The 20,562-nt window shown below is 39.1% G+C and carries 14 protein-coding genes and 1 pseudogene; 11 read left to right on the forward strand and 4 right to left on the reverse strand.

Annotated elements, in window-relative coordinates; translation table 11 throughout:
• Positions 1 to 8: 8 nt before the first annotated feature.
• The 6 genes and pseudogenes from metH to H5087_RS00775 all read left to right on the forward strand — a co-directional run bounded on the left by metH (position 9) and on the right by H5087_RS00775 (position 10,744).
• Positions 9 to 2,639, forward strand: coding sequence for a methionine synthase (gene metH / locus H5087_RS00750; RefSeq protein WP_002958120.1), 2,631 nt, complete (start codon positions 9 to 11; stop codon positions 2,637 to 2,639).
• Positions 2,640 to 2,951: 312 nt separating this feature from the next.
• Positions 2,952 to 3,740 (forward strand): DUF3800 domain-containing protein, encoded by a 789-nt coding sequence (locus H5087_RS00755; protein ID WP_182670836.1) that lies wholly within the window; start codon positions 2,952 to 2,954, stop codon positions 3,738 to 3,740.
• A gap of 109 nt (positions 3,741 to 3,849) precedes the next feature.
• A pseudogene (locus H5087_RS00760) lies at positions 3,850 to 4,317 on the forward strand (hypothetical protein); the annotation flags it as partial.
• A gap of 158 nt (positions 4,318 to 4,475) precedes the next feature.
• Positions 4,476 to 7,574, forward strand: coding sequence for a VCBS repeat-containing protein (locus H5087_RS00765; RefSeq protein WP_182670837.1), 3,099 nt, complete (start codon positions 4,476 to 4,478; stop codon positions 7,572 to 7,574).
• Positions 7,575 to 7,988: 414 nt separating this feature from the next.
• Positions 7,989 to 8,486, forward strand: a complete 498-nt coding sequence (locus H5087_RS00770) for a (2Fe-2S)-binding protein (RefSeq protein ID WP_182670838.1) — start codon at positions 7,989 to 7,991, stop codon at positions 8,484 to 8,486.
• Positions 8,483 to 10,744, forward strand: a complete 2,262-nt coding sequence (locus tag H5087_RS00775; protein WP_182670839.1) for a xanthine dehydrogenase family protein molybdopterin-binding subunit — start codon at positions 8,483 to 8,485, stop codon at positions 10,742 to 10,744. Before H5087_RS00770 ends, H5087_RS00775 begins: the two co-directional genes overlap by 4 nt.
• 78 nt (positions 10,745 to 10,822) lie before the next feature.
• On the opposite strand, the gene H5087_RS00780 is transcribed toward H5087_RS00775, so the two are convergent.
• From H5087_RS00780 to H5087_RS00790, 3 genes are all read right to left on the reverse strand, one after another.
• Positions 10,823 to 11,266, reverse strand: a complete 444-nt coding sequence (locus H5087_RS00780) for a hypothetical protein (RefSeq protein WP_182670840.1) — start codon at positions 11,264 to 11,266, stop codon at positions 10,823 to 10,825.
• 9 nt (positions 11,267 to 11,275) lie between these two features.
• Positions 11,276 to 12,175, reverse strand: coding sequence for a M15 family metallopeptidase (locus H5087_RS00785; protein WP_182670841.1), 900 nt, complete (start codon positions 12,173 to 12,175; stop codon positions 11,276 to 11,278).
• Between the two features lie 270 nt (positions 12,176 to 12,445).
• Positions 12,446 to 12,643: a CsbD family protein gene (locus H5087_RS00790; RefSeq protein ID WP_002958133.1), complete on the reverse strand. Its 198-nt coding sequence runs from the start codon at positions 12,641 to 12,643 to the stop codon at positions 12,446 to 12,448.
• A 272-nt stretch (positions 12,644 to 12,915) separates the two neighbouring features.
• Between H5087_RS00790 and hrpB the strand changes: the two genes are divergently transcribed.
• The 4 genes from hrpB (at position 12,916) to H5087_RS00810 (ending at position 18,218) form a co-directional block, all read left to right on the forward strand.
• Complete coding sequence (gene hrpB / locus H5087_RS00795) at positions 12,916 to 15,342, forward strand: ATP-dependent helicase HrpB (RefSeq protein WP_182670842.1); 2,427 nt, start codon at positions 12,916 to 12,918, stop codon at positions 15,340 to 15,342.
• 91 nt (positions 15,343 to 15,433) lie between these two features.
• On the forward strand, positions 15,434 to 15,898 hold the full coding sequence (locus H5087_RS00800; RefSeq protein ID WP_182670843.1) for a nuclear transport factor 2 family protein: 465 nt from the start codon (positions 15,434 to 15,436) through the stop codon (positions 15,896 to 15,898).
• A gap of 15 nt (positions 15,899 to 15,913) precedes the next feature.
• Positions 15,914 to 16,258 carry a hypothetical protein gene (locus tag H5087_RS00805; protein ID WP_165744382.1) on the forward strand — a complete coding sequence of 115 codons (345 nt, stop codon included), beginning with the start codon at positions 15,914 to 15,916 and terminating at the stop codon, positions 16,256 to 16,258.
• Positions 16,259 to 16,823: 565 nt separating this feature from the next.
• Complete coding sequence (locus H5087_RS00810; RefSeq protein ID WP_310736458.1) at positions 16,824 to 18,218, forward strand: diguanylate cyclase domain-containing protein; 1,395 nt, start codon at positions 16,824 to 16,826, stop codon at positions 18,216 to 18,218.
• 49 nt (positions 18,219 to 18,267) lie between these two features.
• Here the strand turns inward: H5087_RS00810 and H5087_RS00815 are convergent, their stop codons facing one another.
• On the reverse strand, positions 18,268 to 18,483 hold the full coding sequence (locus tag H5087_RS00815) for a hypothetical protein (protein ID WP_002958138.1): 216 nt from the start codon (positions 18,481 to 18,483) through the stop codon (positions 18,268 to 18,270).
• A 170-nt stretch (positions 18,484 to 18,653) separates the two neighbouring features.
• Here H5087_RS00815 and H5087_RS00820 point away from each other — a divergent pair, with 170 nt between their 5' ends.
• On the forward strand, positions 18,654 to 20,561 hold the full coding sequence (locus H5087_RS00820; protein WP_182670844.1) for a DUF1800 family protein: 1,908 nt from the start codon (positions 18,654 to 18,656) through the stop codon (positions 20,559 to 20,561).
• The last annotated feature ends 1 nt before the right edge of the window (position 20,562 follow it).

Genomic DNA, 20,562 nt, shown 5'->3' on the forward strand with positions numbered 1-20,562 from the left:
GAGCCAACATGACCCAACAAATAGCAGTATTTACTAATGTCGGCGAACGTACCAATGTAACCGGTTCTGCCATGTTTAAACGTTTAATCATGGAAGAAGACTTTGAAGCTGCGCTAACAGTGGCCCGCGAACAAGTAGAAAATGGCGCACAGGTTATTGATATAAACATGGACGAAGCCATGTTGGACTCAAAAGCCGCGATGGTTAAGTTTTTAAACTTAATAGCCTCAGAGCCTGATATTTCACGCGTACCCATTATGGTCGACTCCTCTAAATGGGAAGTAATAGAAGCAGGCCTAAAGTGTATTCAAGGTAAGGCCATTGTTAACTCTATATCACTAAAAGAGGGCGAAGAGCCGTTTATTCGCCAAGCTAAAATAATAAAACGTTTTGGTGCAGCTGCCGTTGTAATGGCGTTTGATACTGACGGGCAAGCTGATACAGCAGACCGAAAATATGAAATATGTGCCCGCAGCTACAAAATATTAGTAGAAGACATTGGTTTTCCACCAGAGGATATTATATTCGATCCTAATATATTTGCCGTAGCTACCGGTATAGAAGAGCACGATAACTACGCAGTAGAATTTATTGAAGGCACACGCCGTATTAAGCAAAACTTACCGCACTGTAAAGTGTCGGGCGGGGTGTCTAATGTATCGTTTTCATTTAGAGGTAATAACCCAGTACGTGAAGCTATTCACTCGGTATTTTTATACCACGCAATAAAAGCGGGTATGGATATGGGTATTGTAAATGCAGGGCAACTCGCCGTTTACGACGACATACCAGAAGAGCTTCGTAAAGCCGTTGAAGACGTAATACTTAACACAGACCCAGGCGCAGGCGAGCGTTTAGTAGAGCTTGCACCAAAATACTCTGGTATGGCACAAGCCGAGCGAGTAGAAGATTTAGAATGGCGCACATGGCCTGTTGAAAAACGCCTAGAGCACGCCCTTGTAAAAGGCATTACCACCTTTATAGATGAAGATACCGAAGAGTGCCGCGCTGCTGCCGATAAACCTATTCACGTAATTGAAGGGCCGTTAATGGATGGCATGAACGTGGTAGGTGATTTATTTGGCGCAGGTAAAATGTTTTTACCACAAGTGGTTAAATCGGCGCGCGTAATGAAACGAGCCGTAGCCTACTTAGACCCATTTATTGAAGCCGAAAAAGAAGAAGGTTCAACCAATGGTAAAATAGTGATGGCGACCGTAAAAGGCGACGTACACGACATAGGTAAAAATATTGTAGGCGTGGTACTACAATGTAATAACTACGAAGTTATTGATTTAGGCGTAATGGTACCTGCCGATAAAATACTGCAAACCGCCATCGACGAAAAAGCCGATATTATTGGTTTATCGGGCTTAATTACCCCATCGCTTGACGAAATGGTACACGTAGCAAAAGAAATGAAACGCCGTGGTTTTGAACTGCCGCTACTCATTGGTGGTGCAACTACCTCTAAAGCGCACACCGCAGTAAAAATTGAGCCGCAATATGACAAAGGCGTTGTGTATGTAAATAACGCAAGCCGTGCAGTTGGTGTAGTTTCAAACTTATTATCAAAAGACATTAAACCTGACTTTTTAGCTAAAACTAAAGCTGAATATGTAAAAGTGCGCGAGCAACAAGCGCGAAAAAAACCACGCTCTAAGCCTGTTACAATCCAGCGCGCACGCGATAACGCAGCAAAGCTTGATTGGGATAACTACACACCACCTGTGCCTAAAAAGCTGGGCGTGACTGAATTTAAAAACGTATCAATTGCTACTTTGCGTAAATACATAGATTGGACGCCATACTTTATGACGTGGTCAATTGCCGGTAAATACCCGCGCATAATGGACGATGAAGTAGTAGGCGAGCAAGCGCAAAGCTTATTTAAAGACGCTAACGATATGTTAGACGACCTTGAAAAAGCAGGCAGTTTGCAACCACTTGGGGTAATTGGTTTATTCCCGGCTAACCGCGTTGGGGACGACATAGAAATATACACCGACGAAACACGCAAAGAAGTATTAACTACTTCGTGCCATTTACGCCAGCAAACCGAAAAAACCGACTTTGCTAATTATTGCCTAGCCGACTACATAGCACCCAAAGGCACGCCTGATTACTTTGGCGCGTTTGCAGTAACGGGCGGCCTAGAAGAAGACGACTTAGCAAATGCGTTTGACGCACAGCAAGACGACTACAACAAAATAATGGTTAAAGCCGTTGCCGATAGGCTCGCCGAAGCGTTTGCAGAATACCTACACGAAAAAGTACGTAAAGAGTATTGGGGTTTTGCACCAGACGAAAACCTAGCAAACGATGAGCTAATACGCGAAAACTACCAAGGTATTCGCCCAGCGCCAGGTTACCCAGCGTGCCCTGAGCACACTGAGAAAAAGAAAATTTGGCAGTTGCTCGATACCGAAAAACGCATTGGTATGCAGCTAACTAGCTCGTACGCCATGTGGCCAGGTGCTGCTGTTTCGGGTTGGTACTTTTCACACCCTGAGGCTAAATACTACGCCGTAGCGGCGGTACAAAAAGACCAAGTTGAAGATTATGCTAAACGAACCAATATGACGCTTGAAGAAGCTGAAAGATGGCTATCGCCTAACTTGGGGTATGATCCGGAGTAAAGCGAAGCGGTTAGTTTTTAGTTGTGAGCTATCAGTAAACACAAAGAACAAAAACGAGCCTAATTAGGCTCGTTTTTTTGTTTTTAAATTAGTTTAGTGAGATAGAGATGTATTATGGTTTTGTCGCATAGCATTAATAAACGTTTTTTGTGAAAATAATAAAGTCCTTTTTTTGTCCAGATAATCATATGTTTACAAAGAGTTTATTTAGTGAAATTATTAATCAAGCGAATATAAGTAGTTTTGGGATGTTATGACCCCCAAAAATTGAACCCAATAGGCTATTTAATGCTTATGCATAAGGAGAGTGAAGTGAACGATGTAGTATCATTTGCTGATGAAAGTGGAATTTCAAAAGGGTCACCTTGTTATACTATCGGTATTTTAAATGTTCCAAGTGAATATTTAGATGAATTCAATTTTAAAATTGAAAAAATTTATAAATCGAGTGGGATTCAAGGTGAAATAAAATGGGAAAAAATAAGAAAAAGCTCAGGACAAATTAATTTATGCTTAAATATCTTAAAGTTTGTACTAAGTAGCCCGTGTACTTTCCATGCTATTGCGGTATCAAAAGCCCCTTATCAAAAATGGCATAGAGATGAAGAAGCGGCTTTTTACACAACGTATAATCAACTTCTAAATCAAAGTAGTAAAGGTTTAAACGCTAACTTTAAAGTATATATAGACCAGAAAAGTACAAAATACCCCAAACAAGATGAAGTAATTCAAATTATTACTAATCATATGCTTGCTAAATTACCAACATCTTCAAAAATTGAGCTTGTATCAATGCAAGACTCTAAGCTTCATTGGGGTTTACAGGCTGTTGATATATTAACTGGGGCAGTTAATACTGGTTATCTTTTATATTTCAACCCCAAATCAGATATGCAAATGGCAAAAAAACTAGCCACTTTTCGAATGGCTTCAATTTTAGGTTGGGATCAATTAGCCTATGATACTAGACCAAATAATATGTTTAACATTTGGCACTTTCCGATAGAAACTAGAGCTATACCAGATACTAGAGATATAGTTCCTAATTTTGCAGTACCAAATGTTAGTAGAGCAGAATATGAAGTTATAACAGGCTCTTAATAAGGTTTTAGATGGACTTTACTTAGGGAAGGCTTTGAAAGATTTACTCGCTTTTGTTTCATTTCGTATTTAATAACAAAAGGGCTCAAATCTTTATTCCAGACATAGTGGTGGAATTATTGCTGTAAATACACAAAATACTAAAGAGCAGACACTTGCTAAAAGCTTAATCGAACAAGGTAAGCAATCCTTGCACGCAAGTATTAATACTTTTGAAAAACCAGTACTCGATTGGAAAACGGCTAACTACCATATTCGTGTTGATGATTTAGGTGATGGAAATTATCGTTATGTAGTGTGGGGTATTAATAAAAAGCCAAGTGATAAGCCAGACATGGTTTTATTTAACGGCGATGTAACGGTTAGTCGCACTGGCGGTAATCATCACTATACGTTTAAAAATGGACGTTATAGTTACATACTACATGTAACCATTATTGGCTGTGATACATCACCACCAGGTTGGCTTGAAGTCTATAAAGACGATGAGAAATTATTGTCTGAAGATGTTATAAGCACTCATTCATCGATTTTAATTAGTAAATATGCGGCTAAGTTTTTTAGAAAACTAGCTTAGCTGAAAATAAAATATTATTACGTTATTTCTTCTATGTCTTTGTAAAACTTTGTTAATCGCCTCTTTATTTCCGGTTTTTACTCTATATAATGCCGTGTTAATGGAACGTTACAGTTGTAGTGGCGTTATTAAATAAAGAAATACAAAGGATTATGGAATTGATTAAACTATCTTGCCTTACGTTGCTCATGATGAGCGCGTATCCAGTGAATGCCAATACTCATGCACAACCTATAAAAAACACTCAAAAAAATACTTACGGTGATGCTGTTTTAATTAACGATCAAAAAATAAATTTTGATAAAGCTCATTTTGAAAGTTTATCTAAAAAGCCTCAACTCACGCCAATTATAAAAAATAATAGCCTTACTCAAGCGGCCTCAGACGAGCAAAGCATAGAGCTTAATAGCGTATTTCGTGAATTTTCATTAGGTAACTCAACAGGTCGCAAAGGCATGTACATTGCACCTTTGTCGGGTGTGGGTAGCAAGCACATTATATCCGCCCAAGAGAGCAATTTTAATATTATAGAGTATGTAAAAGGTGCGTATAAAGTAACAGCTAGCTACGACTTTGATGACTATATTGAAGATACCACACTAATTAAAGATACAGTGGCAGATACATATTACTTATATGTTTTAGATAATAACGCAGTACATAAAGTTAATTTAGTCACCCAAGAGATAGAGCTAAGCAAAGAATTTTATTACCCAAGAGCAGCAGATAAGTTTGATATAAACAGCGATGGCCAAGATGAGCTTTTTGTTTATCAAAGTAGTAAGCTTTTTGTTCTTAACTCGCTCGATTTATCTGAAATTGCGGTACTTGAAAACGTACCACAAAATTTTGTGACAGGCTCGTTTACTGAGGCCAATGCAAAAGAAGTTTTATTTAGTGATGGTGCGGTTTATAGGTTTGAAAATTCAGAACTTGTACTGCATAAACAACTTAGTGTAAGTATTAATGGCGAGCATTTCATTACTGTTGATATTAATAACGACGGCTTAGATGAAGTGATTAATGGGCAAAGTTGGTACAGTATAGAAATGCTAAGCCCAAGCACTGAAAGCATTTTATGGACAGCCCAAAGCGACTTAGATATTGATAAAGTAATAGTTGCAGACATCGATAATGATGGTACCGACGATTTAGTTTACGGCGATGGTCAGTGGGGGAGCTTATACGCGCTTTCACTCACAACAGGCGTTGAGTTTTGGAGTATTAATAATCCAGAGCATGGTGTGTCGGGCATTGTTGTAGATGACCTTAACGGCGATGGCAAACAAAATATTGCTTGGGGCTCAGGCTATTCTTCATCAGGTGAAGATGGTTTTTATATTCACAACACGGATGATAAAGCCCAGCAGTGGGCTAAAGGCATTAAGTACTACTCAAATAAAGCGTTAGCACTTGCTGATATTAATAATAACGGTAGCTTAGATATACTTTATTCCGAGCGTGACAGTAACGCTTTGCACATAATAGATACACAAACTAATGAAAAAATACTTACAAATATAAGCGTTAATAACGATTGGGATAATAACAATTTAGTTACTACTGCTCAGCTGTTTGATGATGGTAAGAATTATATTATTACTGGCAGCTCTGCTATATACAATGCGAATGTACAGGTGTTTTCACCTGAAACGGGTGAAGAGCTATTTCAAACATATCTAGGCGGCGGAGACTACATTAGTACCTTAACAACGTTAGATATTAATAATGATGGCAAGTTAGAAATAATAGTAGGTAATGGCGCTGAGCATACAGGAAGTGAAGGTACCTTTTTTAAAGTATTAAATGGGCAAACTGGAGAGTTATTAAAAACATCGCCTCGCTTAGGATTTTATTGGGGCGGTATGAGTTCAATAGTAACTGGAAGCTTTCTTGATAACGAAAATATAGATGTGGTTGGTCTCGTTAGTGATTACCTCATTAGTTATGACTACTCTGAAAACACTATATCTAAAGTTGCTTTGGAGCAAAGCTTTAACGGTTTGGTTAACACTGTTATTAATGGAGAAGAAACTTTAGTTGCATCTACCTATAACGGCTCACTTTACAAAGTGGCTTTAAATGGGCAGACAACATTAATTAGTGAAGTGTGCCAAAACACTTTAAATAACATTGTGTCTGTAAGAGCTGGGTTTGTGCAGTATTCGTGTTCTGATCAGTTTGGTGAATATAACCTAGATAACAATGTGGTTTCATACACTGCTAAGCGTAAGAATAATGACAGTTGGTTAGCAACTTCTACGTATAATAATGTTGATTATACCTTGTTGGCAGGTCAGTCATTGGAGGTGTTTTCTAATCAAGTTGCTGAGCCTTTAGCTAAACCTGAAGCTGTAAGCTACTCTGATCATGTTTTAAAAAGCATACAAATAGACTTACCTGTATCAGATGATATTGATTATGTAGTTTTAAATAAGAGACCAACTCTGGGTAGGGTCGAGTTTACCGACAGACAGACGGGTCTATTAACTTATATACCATCGGGCGCTGTAGGCATTGACGAGCTTAGTTACTACACAGTAAAAGATCGTTCACGTTCAGCGTTATCAAGCTTAACGTTAGAGCTAAAAAATACAGCACCAACAGCAAATAATATGACACTGCAAACTCATTGGAATACACCGCTTAACTTTAATTTAGAAGGTGTGGATGAAGACGCAGAGCCATTAGTATTTCAAATTAAAAATTCGCCTGCTCATGGGCAAATTCAGTTAATGGACTCTGCTTTAGGTAGCGTGACCTTTTCACCAAGTGGTGACTCGGTTGAGCCAGTATCAGTTAGCTTTACAGTGAAAGATTCTTTAGTTGAATCAGAGCTTCATAATGTTGTTATTGAACTTACAAATACAGCCCCACAAGCTGAAAATGTAACATATAACACCTCTTATAAGAGTGAAGTGAATGGTCGCTTTTCAGCATTAGATAGCGACAACGATACACTTGAATTTGAAGTGGTAACAGAGCCAAACTCAGGAACTTTAACATTTGAGCCTGATACTGGATTGTTTAAACTAACTCCTACGAGCGAATCCGATCATGTAGTAACGTTTAGCTATGTAGCTAAAGATAAATTTGATAGTTCTGCAGTTCAAACTGTGACTATAAACGTTGAAGGTAAGCAAGCTGCTGCGCTAGCGACTCCTTCATCTGATTCAGGCTCTAGCTCAGGTGGCAGTATTTATTACTTACTTACGCTGCTATCAGTGGTTTTATTTGGTAGACGCCGTTTTAATTAATAGTTAAAAGCTTATTTACACTATCTAAAACCGCCAAATGGCGGTTTTTTATTTATTAATAGTCTTTTTAAACTTTCATTTAGGGCTGTTTATCTTTCGAGGTTTAACATGCAATGCCCCAAGGGTTCTGCATAGGGGCAATTTACGCTTTGGTGTTTACAAACCTCCCGCCGCGATTAAATCTCCCCTAGATTGAGTGAGTTTCAATCTAAAAGGTCAGCAGGGCCTAGTCATAATACTAATAATCAGACGTTAATAATTTCAATGTGGTTTAAACGTTCTAATAATTAGTATTTTTATAAAATAGATCTAAGTGGTAGGCTAAAAGTAGTAAGTATAAAATAGTAAGTAATTAAAAATAGTTCTCGCGCAACAAGGAACCCTCCTGTAAAGCGCTTTGCCAAGGAGTTTAGTATGATCACGCTTACCATTAATGGTAATAAACATGAGTTTTCTGGCGATCCGTCAACGCCAGTATTATGGTACCTCCGAGATGAATTGAATTTAACTGGGCCTAAATTTGGTTGTGGTATGGCACAGTGCGGTGCGTGTACCGTGCATATTGATGGGGTAGCTCAGCGCTCGTGTGTATTACCTGTAGCGGCAGCAGCAGGGCGTTCAATTACGACAATTGAAGGGTTAAGCGAGCAGGGCGACCATCCTGTACAACAAGCATGGATAGAGCATAAAGTACCGCAGTGTGGTTTTTGCCAGTGCGGCCAAATGATGCAAGCTGCGAGTTTATTAGCAGCAAACCCAACCCCAACTGACGATGAAATAGTAAGTAATATGTCGGGAAATATTTGCCGTTGTGGTACATACCCGCGTATTCATAAAGCAATTAAATCAGCTGCTAAAACAATGGCGAGTGTTCAATATTTTGACCCAAATGAACAAGGGGAAGAAGTATGAACCAAGATAACAAATACTTTGATTTAAACCGCCGTAAGTTTTTAAAAACCAGTGCAATAGGTGCGTTGGTACTCGGTACTTATTTTGTAGGCAGTGCGCCAAGAGCATTTGCGGGTGTATTAGAGCAGCCATCTGAGCAAGCAAAGCGCGCAAACTTATTTATTGCACTGCGCCCAGACGGCAAGGTTGAAATAACCTGCCATCGCTCTGAAATGGGACAGCAAATTCGCACCGCGATTGCACAAATAGTTGCCGATGAAATGGAAGCCGCGTGGGATAAGGTTATTGTTATTCAGGGTAAGGGCGACCCTAAATATGGCGATCAAAATACCGATGGCTCGCGCAGTATTCGCTACAACATGAAGCGCCTGCGTGAAATGGGCGCAAGTGTACGTTACATGATGCAGCATGCTGCCGCTAAGTATTGGAAAGTTGACCCGCAGACCTGTACAGCCAATCAACACGTTGTTACACACAGCTCAGGTAAATCGCTTATTTATAAAGATTTAATCGACTTAGCGCTTACAATAACGCCACCAGAAGCTGACAAACTAACACTTAAAACACGCAAAGAATGGCGCTACATTAATACTGGCATGGCGCACATAGATTTAGCCGATTTAGTAACAGGTAAAGCAATATTTGCAGCCGATGTACGCGAACCAAAAGCGCTGGTGGCTATAATTGAACGTCCGCCAGTGGTAGGCGGTGTTGTTAAGTCGTTTGATGCCAGTGCTACAAAAGCGATAAACGGCGTTTTAGATGTTATTGAAATACCTGCACCAAAAGGCGCGCCGCAGTTTCAGCCAAAAGGCGGTATTGCGATTATAGCTAAAAATACATGGGCTGCATGGCAAGGGCGTAAAGCATTAAAAGTGGTGTGGGATGATGGCAAAAATGGCGATTACAATTCAAAAGAATTTAAAAAGTCATTACTAAAAACTGTACAAACTCCACAGGCAAACATACGTGATAAAGGCGATGCCATGGGCGTGTTGGCTAAATCGAGCAATAAACTCGTAGCTGATTATTACGCGCCGCATCTTGCTCAAGCACCAATGGAGCCGCCGTGTGCAACAGCTATGTACAACAAAGATAGTGTTGATATATGGGCTGCTACGCAAAATCCACAAGCCGATATGAAAACAGTGGCTGCAATGCTTGGCATGGATGAGAGCAAAATTAATGTTCACGTTACCATGTTAGGGGGCGGTTTTGGGCGTAAGTCAAAACCTGACTTTTCAGCAGAAGCAGCTTACCTTTCAATGAAAGTAGGCAAGCCTATTCGTGTGCAATGGACGCGTGAAGACGACATACAACATGGTTTTTACCATGCGGTTTCGGCTCAGCACATTGAAGCATCGCTAGATAAAAATGGCGCTATAGAGTCTTATTTACACCGCACCGCGTTTTCACCAATTACCTCTACCTTTTCAGAAGGGGCGACTACGCCAGGAAGCTTTGAACTGCGCTTAGGATTTACCGATAACCCTATTAACACACCTAATATGAAGTTAGAAAACGGTGATGCGCAAGCCAAAGCACGAATTGGTTGGATGCGCTCTGTATCAAATATTTTTCATGCCTTTGCTATTCAGTCATTTATTGGCGAAGCAGCGCACAAAGCCGGTCGCGACCAAAAAGACTATTTACTAGACACGATAGGTCCGAGTCGTATTGTTGATGTAACTGAGCAAAATGCCACATACGATAATTACGGTGGCGATAAAGCGGTTTATCCTCTAGATATTGGCAGGCTGCGCCATGTTATTGAAAAAGTAGCTGACATGAGTAAATGGGGGCGAGAGCTTCCTAAAGGTCGAGGTTTAGGAATAGCAGCACACAGAAGCTTTTTAACTTACGTAGCTACGGTAGTTGAAGTAGAAGTGTCGGATGCTGGCGATTTAAACGTAATTAAATCGTGGGTTGCCATTGACGCGGGTACGGTTGTAAACACCGACACCGTTAAAAACCAAACCCAAGGTGGTTCTATTTACGGTATTACAACTGCAATCAGCGATGGTATTACCTTTGATAAAGGCCGCGTGCAGCAAAGTAACTTTCATGATTATCGCGTACCGCGTATGAGCGATTCACCACTAGAGGTAGAAGTCGAAATAATACAAAGCGATGCGCCACCAGCAGGCGTAGGCGAGCCCGCAACACCGGTTTACGCCCCTGCATTGTGTAACGCTATTTTTGCAGCTTGCGGTAAACGTATTAGGCAATTGCCTGTAGGTAACCAATTAAAAACGTAAATAACGTACTTTATTTAAGCCGTTAAAAAAACCGCCAAATGGCGGTTTTTTTATTCGTAAGTCTATGTCTTTTCAAACTCATAAATTACATATTTTGCTCACTAAATTTGTATTGATCTGGTTCGGTTTAAACGCACTAATATGTTTAGGTATATTAGCTTGTGTATATTCTAAATGAACATATTGATAAGATTGCGGCTCAATAACTTCCTCAAGTAGGTAGCTCTGCTTAGATTTTTTACTAAATAATACAGAGTAGTTTTTTAAGTCTGCATGTGTGAACTGGTTAGCTCTATAAACATGAAAAGACTCACTGTTTGTGGCAACAAAGCTATTGAGGATAGAGGACCAGTCTGCGTACCACTCAGAATCTTCAAATGGTGTGCTGCCTATAATAATAATAGCTTTATCATTATTATAGTCATCACATAACTGTTTTTCTGAAGATGTTTGTTCAGCTGTTACTACCCCAGTACAGCCCATTAGACTAAAAGCAAAGCATCCTAATAGGATTTTTTTCATTTTAGTATCCTATATAAAAAGTGGGATCATCTGATTGTTTGAAATTAATGATTGGTTAAAAAAGTGCTTAGCTTCATAGTCGAATGTTGAAGCTGATAGCTGCTTATCGAAGTGAGGGGAATCCATCCTGGTAAAGTCGCCCCCCCATCGAAGCCCTCTTTTTTTCATTATATCAATAAATTTAACCGCTGAAGCCGTAGCACTCTTAGTTTTAAAGGCGGTTGAGTTGTTCCAATTAGAGCCATCAACAATATTTAAATCTAAAGCATGCCCAATATAATGTTGGCTGCGTTTTGCTGGCGTTACTACAGCGCCACTTGGAGAAACTCCAAGCTGTCTTATTGTCTGGTTTAAAACCAATTTTAGGCCTAGTTTTTTTGCTTCAATGTTCATTGCTTTTATCTCAGTAATTAAGGTCGCTGAAACTACAAACTCACCTTTCAATACATTTTGGTTTGCAATTAATTTGAAGTTGGGATTGAGCTCTATATTAGTAAAAGTTGCTTCTCTTAACCTTAGCAAGTCCCCTGTACATCGAAAATTGCTAGCGGCCCAGATATTTAGCTCTCGACGAGTAGCTTTGTCAGTTTGCCCAGAGGTACTTCCTTTAAAAGTGGGCAGTTGATTAGTAACCCTTAAATTTTTTAATCGATATGGTGCCGATTTTGCGTTCCATTGGAATAACTTTAATGCGTGTGTAGTTTTTAACCCAAAATCTCCATCAATTTTTGATTTATATGTTCCTAATTTATTGAGTAGTATTTGCAATTCGGATACAAAAGAGTGATTAGCAATGTGACTTTTTCCTTCCCAGATTTGCTTTTTGTCATTGTCTCCTCTTTGAAGAGAAAACCCACCAAATAAATCCGTTACACCAGTTAAAGCTGACACTACAGCATTGTTGTTCATATAAGTTCCTTTAAATTTATAGTTAACCGCACTTATTCCATCGCGATCGTTATATTAGCGATAAAAGAATATAACTAAAGATAAGAAATAGGAAGAATATTTTTCGTTAAGTCATTATGAATACAACGTAAAATTGTAAAATAGATAGTGCCAAAGGCGTAATTTAAACAAATAATTTTAAATTATTAAGGAAAGCTTTATTCAATTGAATTTAGAGGTTTCTATTAAACAAAAAAACCGCCAAATGGCGGTTTTTTTAGAAGTTAGCGATTAGTGAGTTTTTTCAAACTCATCTACTTCACGCTCTGCTTCTTCTTTAGATTTACCATACTGCTGCTGGATTTTCCCCACTAGCTCTGTACGGCTACCTTCAATTTTGTCTAAATCGTCGTCAGTAAGATCGCCCCATTTTTGTTGCGCCTTACCTTTAAGTTCGTTCCAATTACCTTTCATACGATCGCTGTTCATAAGTTTCTCCTTACTTAGATTTATTTAACGTTCACTATAAAAGAAGCAAGGCGTGTACCAACCAGTTAAACTTTTATTTTATGTTTATAGTCAGCAGCTTATATTTTTAAGAGGGGCGTTATCTATATTTCAATAAGTACGTCCTTAAAAAATGTACAGAGCAGCCTGTAATTATTGCTGATTATAAATACGCGTAAACTCACTAGCTTTAGCGGCGCGTTTATTTTTGGTTTTTGTTACAATGCATACAAAGCAATTTTGGGTAAATAGCAGTGCTGCCGGTTCAAAACATATATCAACAACTTGTAACTACATTACAAAGTAATCCTATAACGTTATTACAAGCACCACCTGGTGCAGGTAAATCGACGTGGTTGCCGCTGCAACTCATGCGTGACGGGCATTTTAAACGTATTGTAATGCTAGAGCCTCGCCGTTTAGCTGCTCGTAATATTGCCAGTTATTTAGCAAAGTGCCAAAACGAAAGTGTTGGGCAAAGTGTGGGTTTGCGGATTAGAGGCGAGAGTAAAGTAAGCGCTAATACGCGCCTCGAAATAGTTACCGAAGGTATGTTAACGCGCATGTTGCAAAACGACCCCGAATTAAGCGATATTGATTTACTGATATTTGATGAATTTCATGAGCGTTCAATTGCAGCCGATACCTCACTTGCCTTTGCGCTCGAGACCCAAAGTGCACTGCGTGAAGATTTAACTATTATGCTTATGTCGGCAACGCTAGATACAGAGCGCTATACAGCCTTTTTTGACTGCCCTGTAATTCAATCAAGCGGTCGCAGCTATCCAATAGACGAAGTATACATACCTATAAAAGATGAAAGTCGCTGGCTTGATGCAATTCCTAACATAATAAAACAAGCACTTAATGATCAAACAGGCAGCGCGTTGGTGTTTTTACCTGGGCAGTTTGAGATATTACGCGTGCAACAAGCACTGAACGATTTACCCAGTAACTGCCAAGTTGCAACGCTATTTGGCGAGCAAGATAAAGCCAATCAGCAAGCTGCTATTGCTCCTGCACCAAACGGTATGCGCAAAGTGGTGCTTACCACCAATGTAGCCGAAACCAGTTTAACTATTGAAGGCATACGCATTGTAATTGACAGCGGCAAGCGCCGTGCAGCGACCTTTAATTTAAAAACAGGGGTCACAGAGCTCACAACACAAAGTATATCGCGCTCCTCTGCTGTGCAGCGAGCAGGACGTGCAGGGCGAATAGAGCCGGGCATTGTTTATCGAATTGGCTCAAAGCAAACCTTTGAGCGACGTAATAGCCACGACAATCCCGAAATACTCACATCAGACATAAGCCAACTTATGCTTGAGGCAAAGCAATGGGGAGCCAGTATTGATGAGCTAACCTTGCTCGATAAGCCCACTGAGCAACAATGCGAGCAAGCAAGTAACCTGCTTAACATGCTAGAAGCTATTGATAGCAAAGGTAAGCTCACACCGCTTGGCAGTAAAATGTTAGGTTTTGGTGCTGATATTCGTTTGGCGCATATGCTATTAAAAGCACAAATACTTGATGACCAACTCCCTGGTACTTATCGCCTTGCTATTTATTTAGTAGCATTACTTGAGAGCCGAGTAAATAGTGCAAACGAGTTGAGTTTAGCGCTGCATAGCCAACAGCAACGTCCGCATCCGGTATTTAAGCAACAGTTAAAATATTGGCAAAGCCGCTTAAAAGTAAAAGACGAAAACAGCGAATTAAATACGCATTATATAAGTTTGCTGGTGGCATTGGCATACCCCGATCGCATCGCTAAAAAACGTGGTAATGGTTATTTACTTGCCAATGGTGCTGGGGCTGAGTTAAATGTCGATTACTGGCACAACGACGATTACTTAGCCATAGCAACCATGGGCGGGCACAAAGGTGGGCGTATATTTGCAGCCACCGCACTTAACCCATTTGAGTTACAAGAATTTTTACCGCATTTATTTAGTGAACTTACTCGTTGTGAGTTTGATGAAAAATCAGCGCGCTTTATTCATCAAGATGAAGTAAAGCTCGGGGCTATAACGCTCAGCAGCCAGCCTAGTAAACAAAAACTAGATAAGAGCGAGCGTGCTAAAGCGTGGCTTAGCTTATTTACTAAACACGGTTTTGCATTATTTAACGAGCAACCTGATGCGCAACAATTGCTGATACGTATGAGCCTAGCAAGTAATTTGATGCCCGATAAATTCCCGCAAATAAACGAGCAACAACTTATTCAAAATGCAGCGCAGTGGCTAGGCGTGTTTTTAGAAGATATTAAAACGCTCACGCAGCTTAAAAAGTTTAACTACTTTGAAGCATTACAAAACTGCTTTGATTGGCAACAACAAACCACGTTAAAAGCTTTGTTACCTTTGCGCTTAACGGTGCCAAGTGGCTCAAATATAAAAATAGAATACCAACTTGATGGCCCCGCAAAGATAAGCGTGCGTATGCAAGAAGTTTACGGCTTGACCAGTACGCCTATGCTTGCCAACGGTAAATTGCCATTGCTTATGGAGCTGCTATCGCCAGGTAAACGTTCATTGCAACTTACTCAAGATTTAGCCCATTTTTGGGCTAGCAGTTACCGCGATGTGCAAAAGGAAATGAAAGGTCGTTACCCTAAACACTTTTGGCCAGACGACCCTGCCAACAGCGTTGCAACCAACAGAGTAAAGAGCAAAATGTAGGTGTTAATTTACTTAAAACTGATTTTGTTTGATTATTGAACTTACCAAGGTAATGTACCTATAAAATATTTTTAACTACAGGGAATAGTCAATGAGGTTACTTTTAACGTTAGGTTTGGCTCTAGTAACTGCTTTTTCGGCTTATGCTGAAAAGCCACTCGACTTAAATGCATTTGCGCAGCAATACTATAAAACAATGACCGCAACACAAGCACCTAACGCAGGTGCTAAAGAGCTTGAGGCTTATCTTGCATTGTTAACCGATGATATTGGTAATCAGCATATTCCATATCAACCGGATGACTCACGTACTCCTGATGGCAAAGAGCAGATGCGCAAAGGTATGAGTTTTTACTTAGGTGCGCACACGTTGTTTGAAAGCGCACTGCTTAATACATTTGTGTTTAACAATACAGGCTTTGCTATTCGTTATAAGAGTCATGCAAAGGGCATTCACCCGCAAAGTAAGCAGCCAATAGAATACACCTCCACAATGATGGAAGTGATTGAAGTTGAAAATGGTAAAGTGGCGATGATCCGCAAGTATCACGAATAACAAATAAGGATATATATGAAACATTTACTTATCGCACTATCAATATTAATGCTTAGTGCATGCGCTAGTACAAAAAGTGATTTTAGATTTGATGGTTCTACACCTGAGTCAACTCAGGCCGGAGTTCATAAAGTTTTAAAGACATTAAAATCTCAAGATGTAATGCGCTTTATAGGCGCCTTAATTGCAATTCAATTTTCTGATGTGCAAAGCGCAGAAGATGTTTTAGGCGACCCAACCATGATGAATGAAATGAATTATTTTATTATTGGTAAAAAAATTGATGGCTTAAATTATTATGAAGTACTGGATCTTGCGAGTTCATCTTCATCGAAAGTGGAAGTTTCGGTAGCGAAATAGTTTGAGCTTTTTGTATTACATTAAATGTGTAATACCAATTCGCAATAATACTTAATCATTTTGCGAGGCTAAACGTGTCGCTACCTGCGTTAAAAAATGCTCATTTAGAACAACTAAGTAGCTAATTTTTTGCCTAGCTATCAACACGTTTTTCCGCCCTCACAATAGACCACTTAATTAAGCGAATTGGTATAATTTTATGTCTATATTAAATATATTATTGAAAGTGCTAAAGTTTTAACGCTATAAAACTTAATAGTAAGCTTTGTTTATACCTGCTCATGAATTTATACTACGCTTTAGTAAGAAGCTAATTATTTATAATTTAGATGCAGAAGTCTAAAACATAAAACGTAAGCTACTTTGACTTAATTCTACACGATTAGATAGAGACTATGACATTAAGATTTTTTGTAATAATAGGTACTTTGATTTTAATGTGCTTTGTAACAAGTTTATTAGTTGGGTACCGCTATTTTTTTAGCTGCCGACTATAAATACTAGTATTGAAGATTATCAAAATCGTGAATTACTGAGTCTTAAAATTGCGCTTGATAGAGAGTTTATATTTTTAGAAACACTTAATTATGACTATGCCGTATGGGATGACACCTATGATTATATGGCTGATTTTGACGCAGAATATGTAGATTCAAACTTTGTAGGGGATACCTTCTATTCTCTCAAAATTGATGGTGTGTTTATCTACGATGTAAACTTTAATATGGTTTACGGACAAGCGTATGATTATATGAAGCATAGGGAGTTTGATGCGCCTGATTTAGATTTACAGGTTAATAAATTAAACCGCGCAATTATTCCTAATCCAAAAGCTGCTAATGACGACCGTAGTTTAAGTCATTCTGGTTTTTTACAAACAGCGGGCGGCCCTATCATGTTTGCATCGCATGTAATAAAGCGAACAGATAAAACAGGTGAGCCTGTTGGTAGTATTGTTTTTATAAAAAAAGTAAGACCGTCGTTGATCAAATCCTTAGCGGAAATTGCACAAGTGGAGCTTAGCTATACACAAATAGCACACGGTAGTTCTTTAAACGATATTGCGACGCTTAAAGGGAGCCTCCAAGAAGAGGACATTGCCACTCAAAGGAAGAGGGTGATTCTAGATGTAAATGGTAAGCCATTGCTTGCTTTGAACATTAAGCATCATCACCAAACACTGCCAGTTTTATTTGATCATTATTTAAAGCTTATTTTGTTAATGTTTTTTGTAATGTCATTATTAGGTTTTTATATTGTAAATCGTTATTTTATTGAACCGCTTATTAGTGGTGCGTCCGCTATTAATTCAATGTTGGTTAAAAACGATTTACAGCCTTTGAGGTTCACTAATCAATTTTTAGAAATGCGCGTTTTAATTAGCGGTTTTAATGCGTTAATTAAGCAAGTAAAAGAGCAAAATTCTAAGCTCGAAAAAATAAGTAAAATTGATGGATTAACCCAAATTTACAACAGGCGTGCCTTTGATGAAATTATAGCGGCGCAATGGGAACAGGCTCAACAGCAACAAAATGCCTTTGGAGTAATATTACTTGATGTAGATCACTTTAAAAATTATAACGATTTTTATGGTCACCAAGGCGGAGACAATGCTTTACAGCTCCTAGCTTGTAAATTACAACAAATGGCAAAGCAAAACACAGGTACAGTTGCGCGCTATGGCGGCGAAGAGTTCATATTATTCTTTAAAGAGCTTTCTTATGAAGAGTTTGTAAATATATCTCAGCAATTGCTTTTGGCGGTTCGGGAGTTAAATTTACCTCATGAAGCGTCGCCTGTACGTAAATATTTAACAATTAGTGCTGGGTGTGTATTTGCTACAAAAGAAATCTTAAGTGGTAATAATGTGTCTATTCAATCACTAATTAAAGAAGCTGACATAATGCTTTACGAAGCGAAAAACTCAGGTAGAGATAAAACATCAATCAAATCTATATAATTTAAGTCAATTATTAAAGATGCATCAGCTGTTTTTTATTATTAAACGCTCAAACCTCTTTCCCGCCATGGCTCTGTGCTAGGTCGTCAAGTTCGGCGCAAGTGTAATCAAAACCACTTTCGTCGTATTCGTATGTCACTTTTACACTATCGCCGCCATTAAAAAGTCGTGTTTTTACATCGTTAACCGGCCAGTCTTTGAGCTCGTGTAAAAATCTGTTAGCAACTTGTGATGATTCAAAACAATAGCGAATTTCTGTTTTCATAAATAATAAAGCTCTGGCTGTTTACCCCTGCAGCTAGTGCATTATTAATGGGGCGTTCATGATTCGGTTACAAAAAATAAAGAGTTAAATTGTAAATTTTGTGTTTCAATAAATGCATTAAACTCGGTACACACTAACGTACTTTAATTAACAAATGATGACGACTTTACATGCATTATAAATTTGCTCTTATCGCAAGCTCGGTTTTTATACTAAGCGCTTGCGGTGGTTCAGGCTCCGATGATACGCCAACCGTTAACGGAAATAAAATCCCCATTTTGTCAGTCACTGATATTCCTAGTGAATTAAGTAAAGGCCAAACAATTGAGCTAACAGCAACAGCCAGTGATAAAGACGGCACTATTACATCTATTGTGTGGCAACAAACGCAAGGGCCTGAACTAATTAGTGGGACTTTAGAGGCAACAACTGCTTCAGTAACACTGCTAAATGCGCAAAGTTATAAGCCTGTTGATTACGCTTTTTCGGTCACAGCAACCGATAACGAAGGGGCAAGCAGTGTAAAAACGCTAAGCTTTACTGCACGTAATAATATGGATGATATTAGCGCCGCACGGTTACTACATCAAGCAACAATGGGACCTAAGCTTAGTGAAATACAAAACGCACAAGGTTTAAGCGAGCAGCAATGGCTTGATAAGCAAGTAGCGCTACCTATTAATTATCACCGTGATTATTTAGTAAAGTTAAATGACGATGACGACTTTAAATACATAAGCCGCATAGACGCATGGTGGAAGGCAGTAATGCAAAGTGACGATCAACTCCGTCAACGTGTTGCATTTGCGTTAAGTGAAATATTAGTAGTGTCGGATGAAAACAGTGCCTTAAGAGGCCAACCTGAGGGCATGATCACTTATTACGATTTGCTACTAAAGCATGCCTTTGGTAATTATCGTGACTTACTCGAAGATGTCACGCTTTCGCCTATTATGGGAACTTACTTAAGCCATTTGGGTAACGAAAAAGCAGACGATGCACTTAATATTCGCCCAGACGAAAATTACGCACGTGAAGTAATGCAGTTATTTACTATTGGCCTTGAAGAGCTAAACCTAGATGGCAGCGCCAAGCTTGATGCACAAGGTAATACTATTGCTACTTACGGACAGGTCGAAATAGAGGGTTTTGCACGCGTATTTACTGGTTGGACGTTTGCCGATAGTGAAACATTTAAGCGTAAAAGTCGTAACTATATTAAGCCAATGGAAGCGTTTGACGAGTACCATTCTAGTAAACAAAAAACCTTACTAAATGGCGAGGTTATACCGCAAGGTTACGCAGCAGAAGAGTCAATGCAAATAGCGCTCGATAATTTATTTAATCATCAAAATGTTGCGCCATTTATTACTAAGCAGCTTATTCAGCGATTAATTACGTCAAATCCAACCCCCCAATACGTTGAACGAGTAGCTAATGTATTTATTGATAATGGCGCCGGTGTACGCGGCGATTTAGCGGCTGTAGTAAAGGCTATATATTTAGATGATGAAGCACGGCATTTTGGCTCAGTGCTTAACTATCAAGGTAAAATTAAAGAGCCTATTTTAAAAACCGTACAGTTTTGGCGAAATCTCGATGCTAAATCTTTGGCTGGTTACTATAAAACATGGAATTTAATAAATAGCTACGGGCAAGGACCCATGCAGTCGGCTTCGGTATTTAACTTTTTTAGGCCTGATTATCAAACCGCAGCTTTGCGAAATGAAGGTATTGTTGCGCCAGAGTTACAAATAGCAAACGATGCAACACTGATTGGCACCATGAACGCGCTTTACGCAAGTTTAGTGTGGAGTACCGCTGAAGCGCACAGTGATTTAAATTCAAATGGTATTTATGTTTATATTCAAGACGACATGAATGTTTTAGAGAAAAACGGTGTTAGCGCGCTATTAACTCAGTACAACACGCTATATTTTGCAGGCGCAATGAGCAATGACACACGCCAAGCATTACTTGATTTAGATGCCTACTTTAATGAAGAGCAATACCGTGAACGGGTTTCGTATTTATTATATATGATTGCTATTTCACCTGAATTTAACGTGCAGTATTAGG

It is taken from the genome of Pseudoalteromonas sp. SR43-7 (genome assembly GCF_014163785.1).
Taxonomy (GTDB): domain Bacteria; phylum Pseudomonadota; class Gammaproteobacteria; order Enterobacterales; family Alteromonadaceae; genus Pseudoalteromonas; species Pseudoalteromonas distincta.

Coding starts and splice junctions, on each gene's coding strand:
- metH (WP_002958120.1), top strand. CDS start 9: ATGACCCAACAAATAGCAGTATTTACTAATGTCGGCGAACGTACCAAT.
- H5087_RS00770 (WP_182670838.1), top strand. CDS start 7,989: ATGATCACGCTTACCATTAATGGTAATAAACATGAGTTTTCTGGCGAT.
- H5087_RS00775 (WP_182670839.1), top strand. CDS start 8,483: ATGAACCAAGATAACAAATACTTTGATTTAAACCGCCGTAAGTTTTTA.
- H5087_RS00780 (WP_182670840.1), bottom strand. CDS start 11,266: ATGAAAAAAATCCTATTAGGATGCTTTGCTTTTAGTCTAATGGGCTGT.
- H5087_RS00785 (WP_182670841.1), bottom strand. CDS start 12,175: ATGAACAACAATGCTGTAGTGTCAGCTTTAACTGGTGTAACGGATTTA.
- H5087_RS00790 (WP_002958133.1), bottom strand. CDS start 12,643: ATGAACAGCGATCGTATGAAAGGTAATTGGAACGAACTTAAAGGTAAG.
- H5087_RS00800 (WP_182670843.1), top strand. CDS start 15,434: ATGAGGTTACTTTTAACGTTAGGTTTGGCTCTAGTAACTGCTTTTTCG.
- H5087_RS00805 (WP_165744382.1), top strand. CDS start 15,914: ATGAAACATTTACTTATCGCACTATCAATATTAATGCTTAGTGCATGC.
- H5087_RS00815 (WP_002958138.1), bottom strand. CDS start 18,483: ATGAAAACAGAAATTCGCTATTGTTTTGAATCATCACAAGTTGCTAAC.
- H5087_RS00820 (WP_182670844.1), top strand. CDS start 18,654: ATGCATTATAAATTTGCTCTTATCGCAAGCTCGGTTTTTATACTAAGC.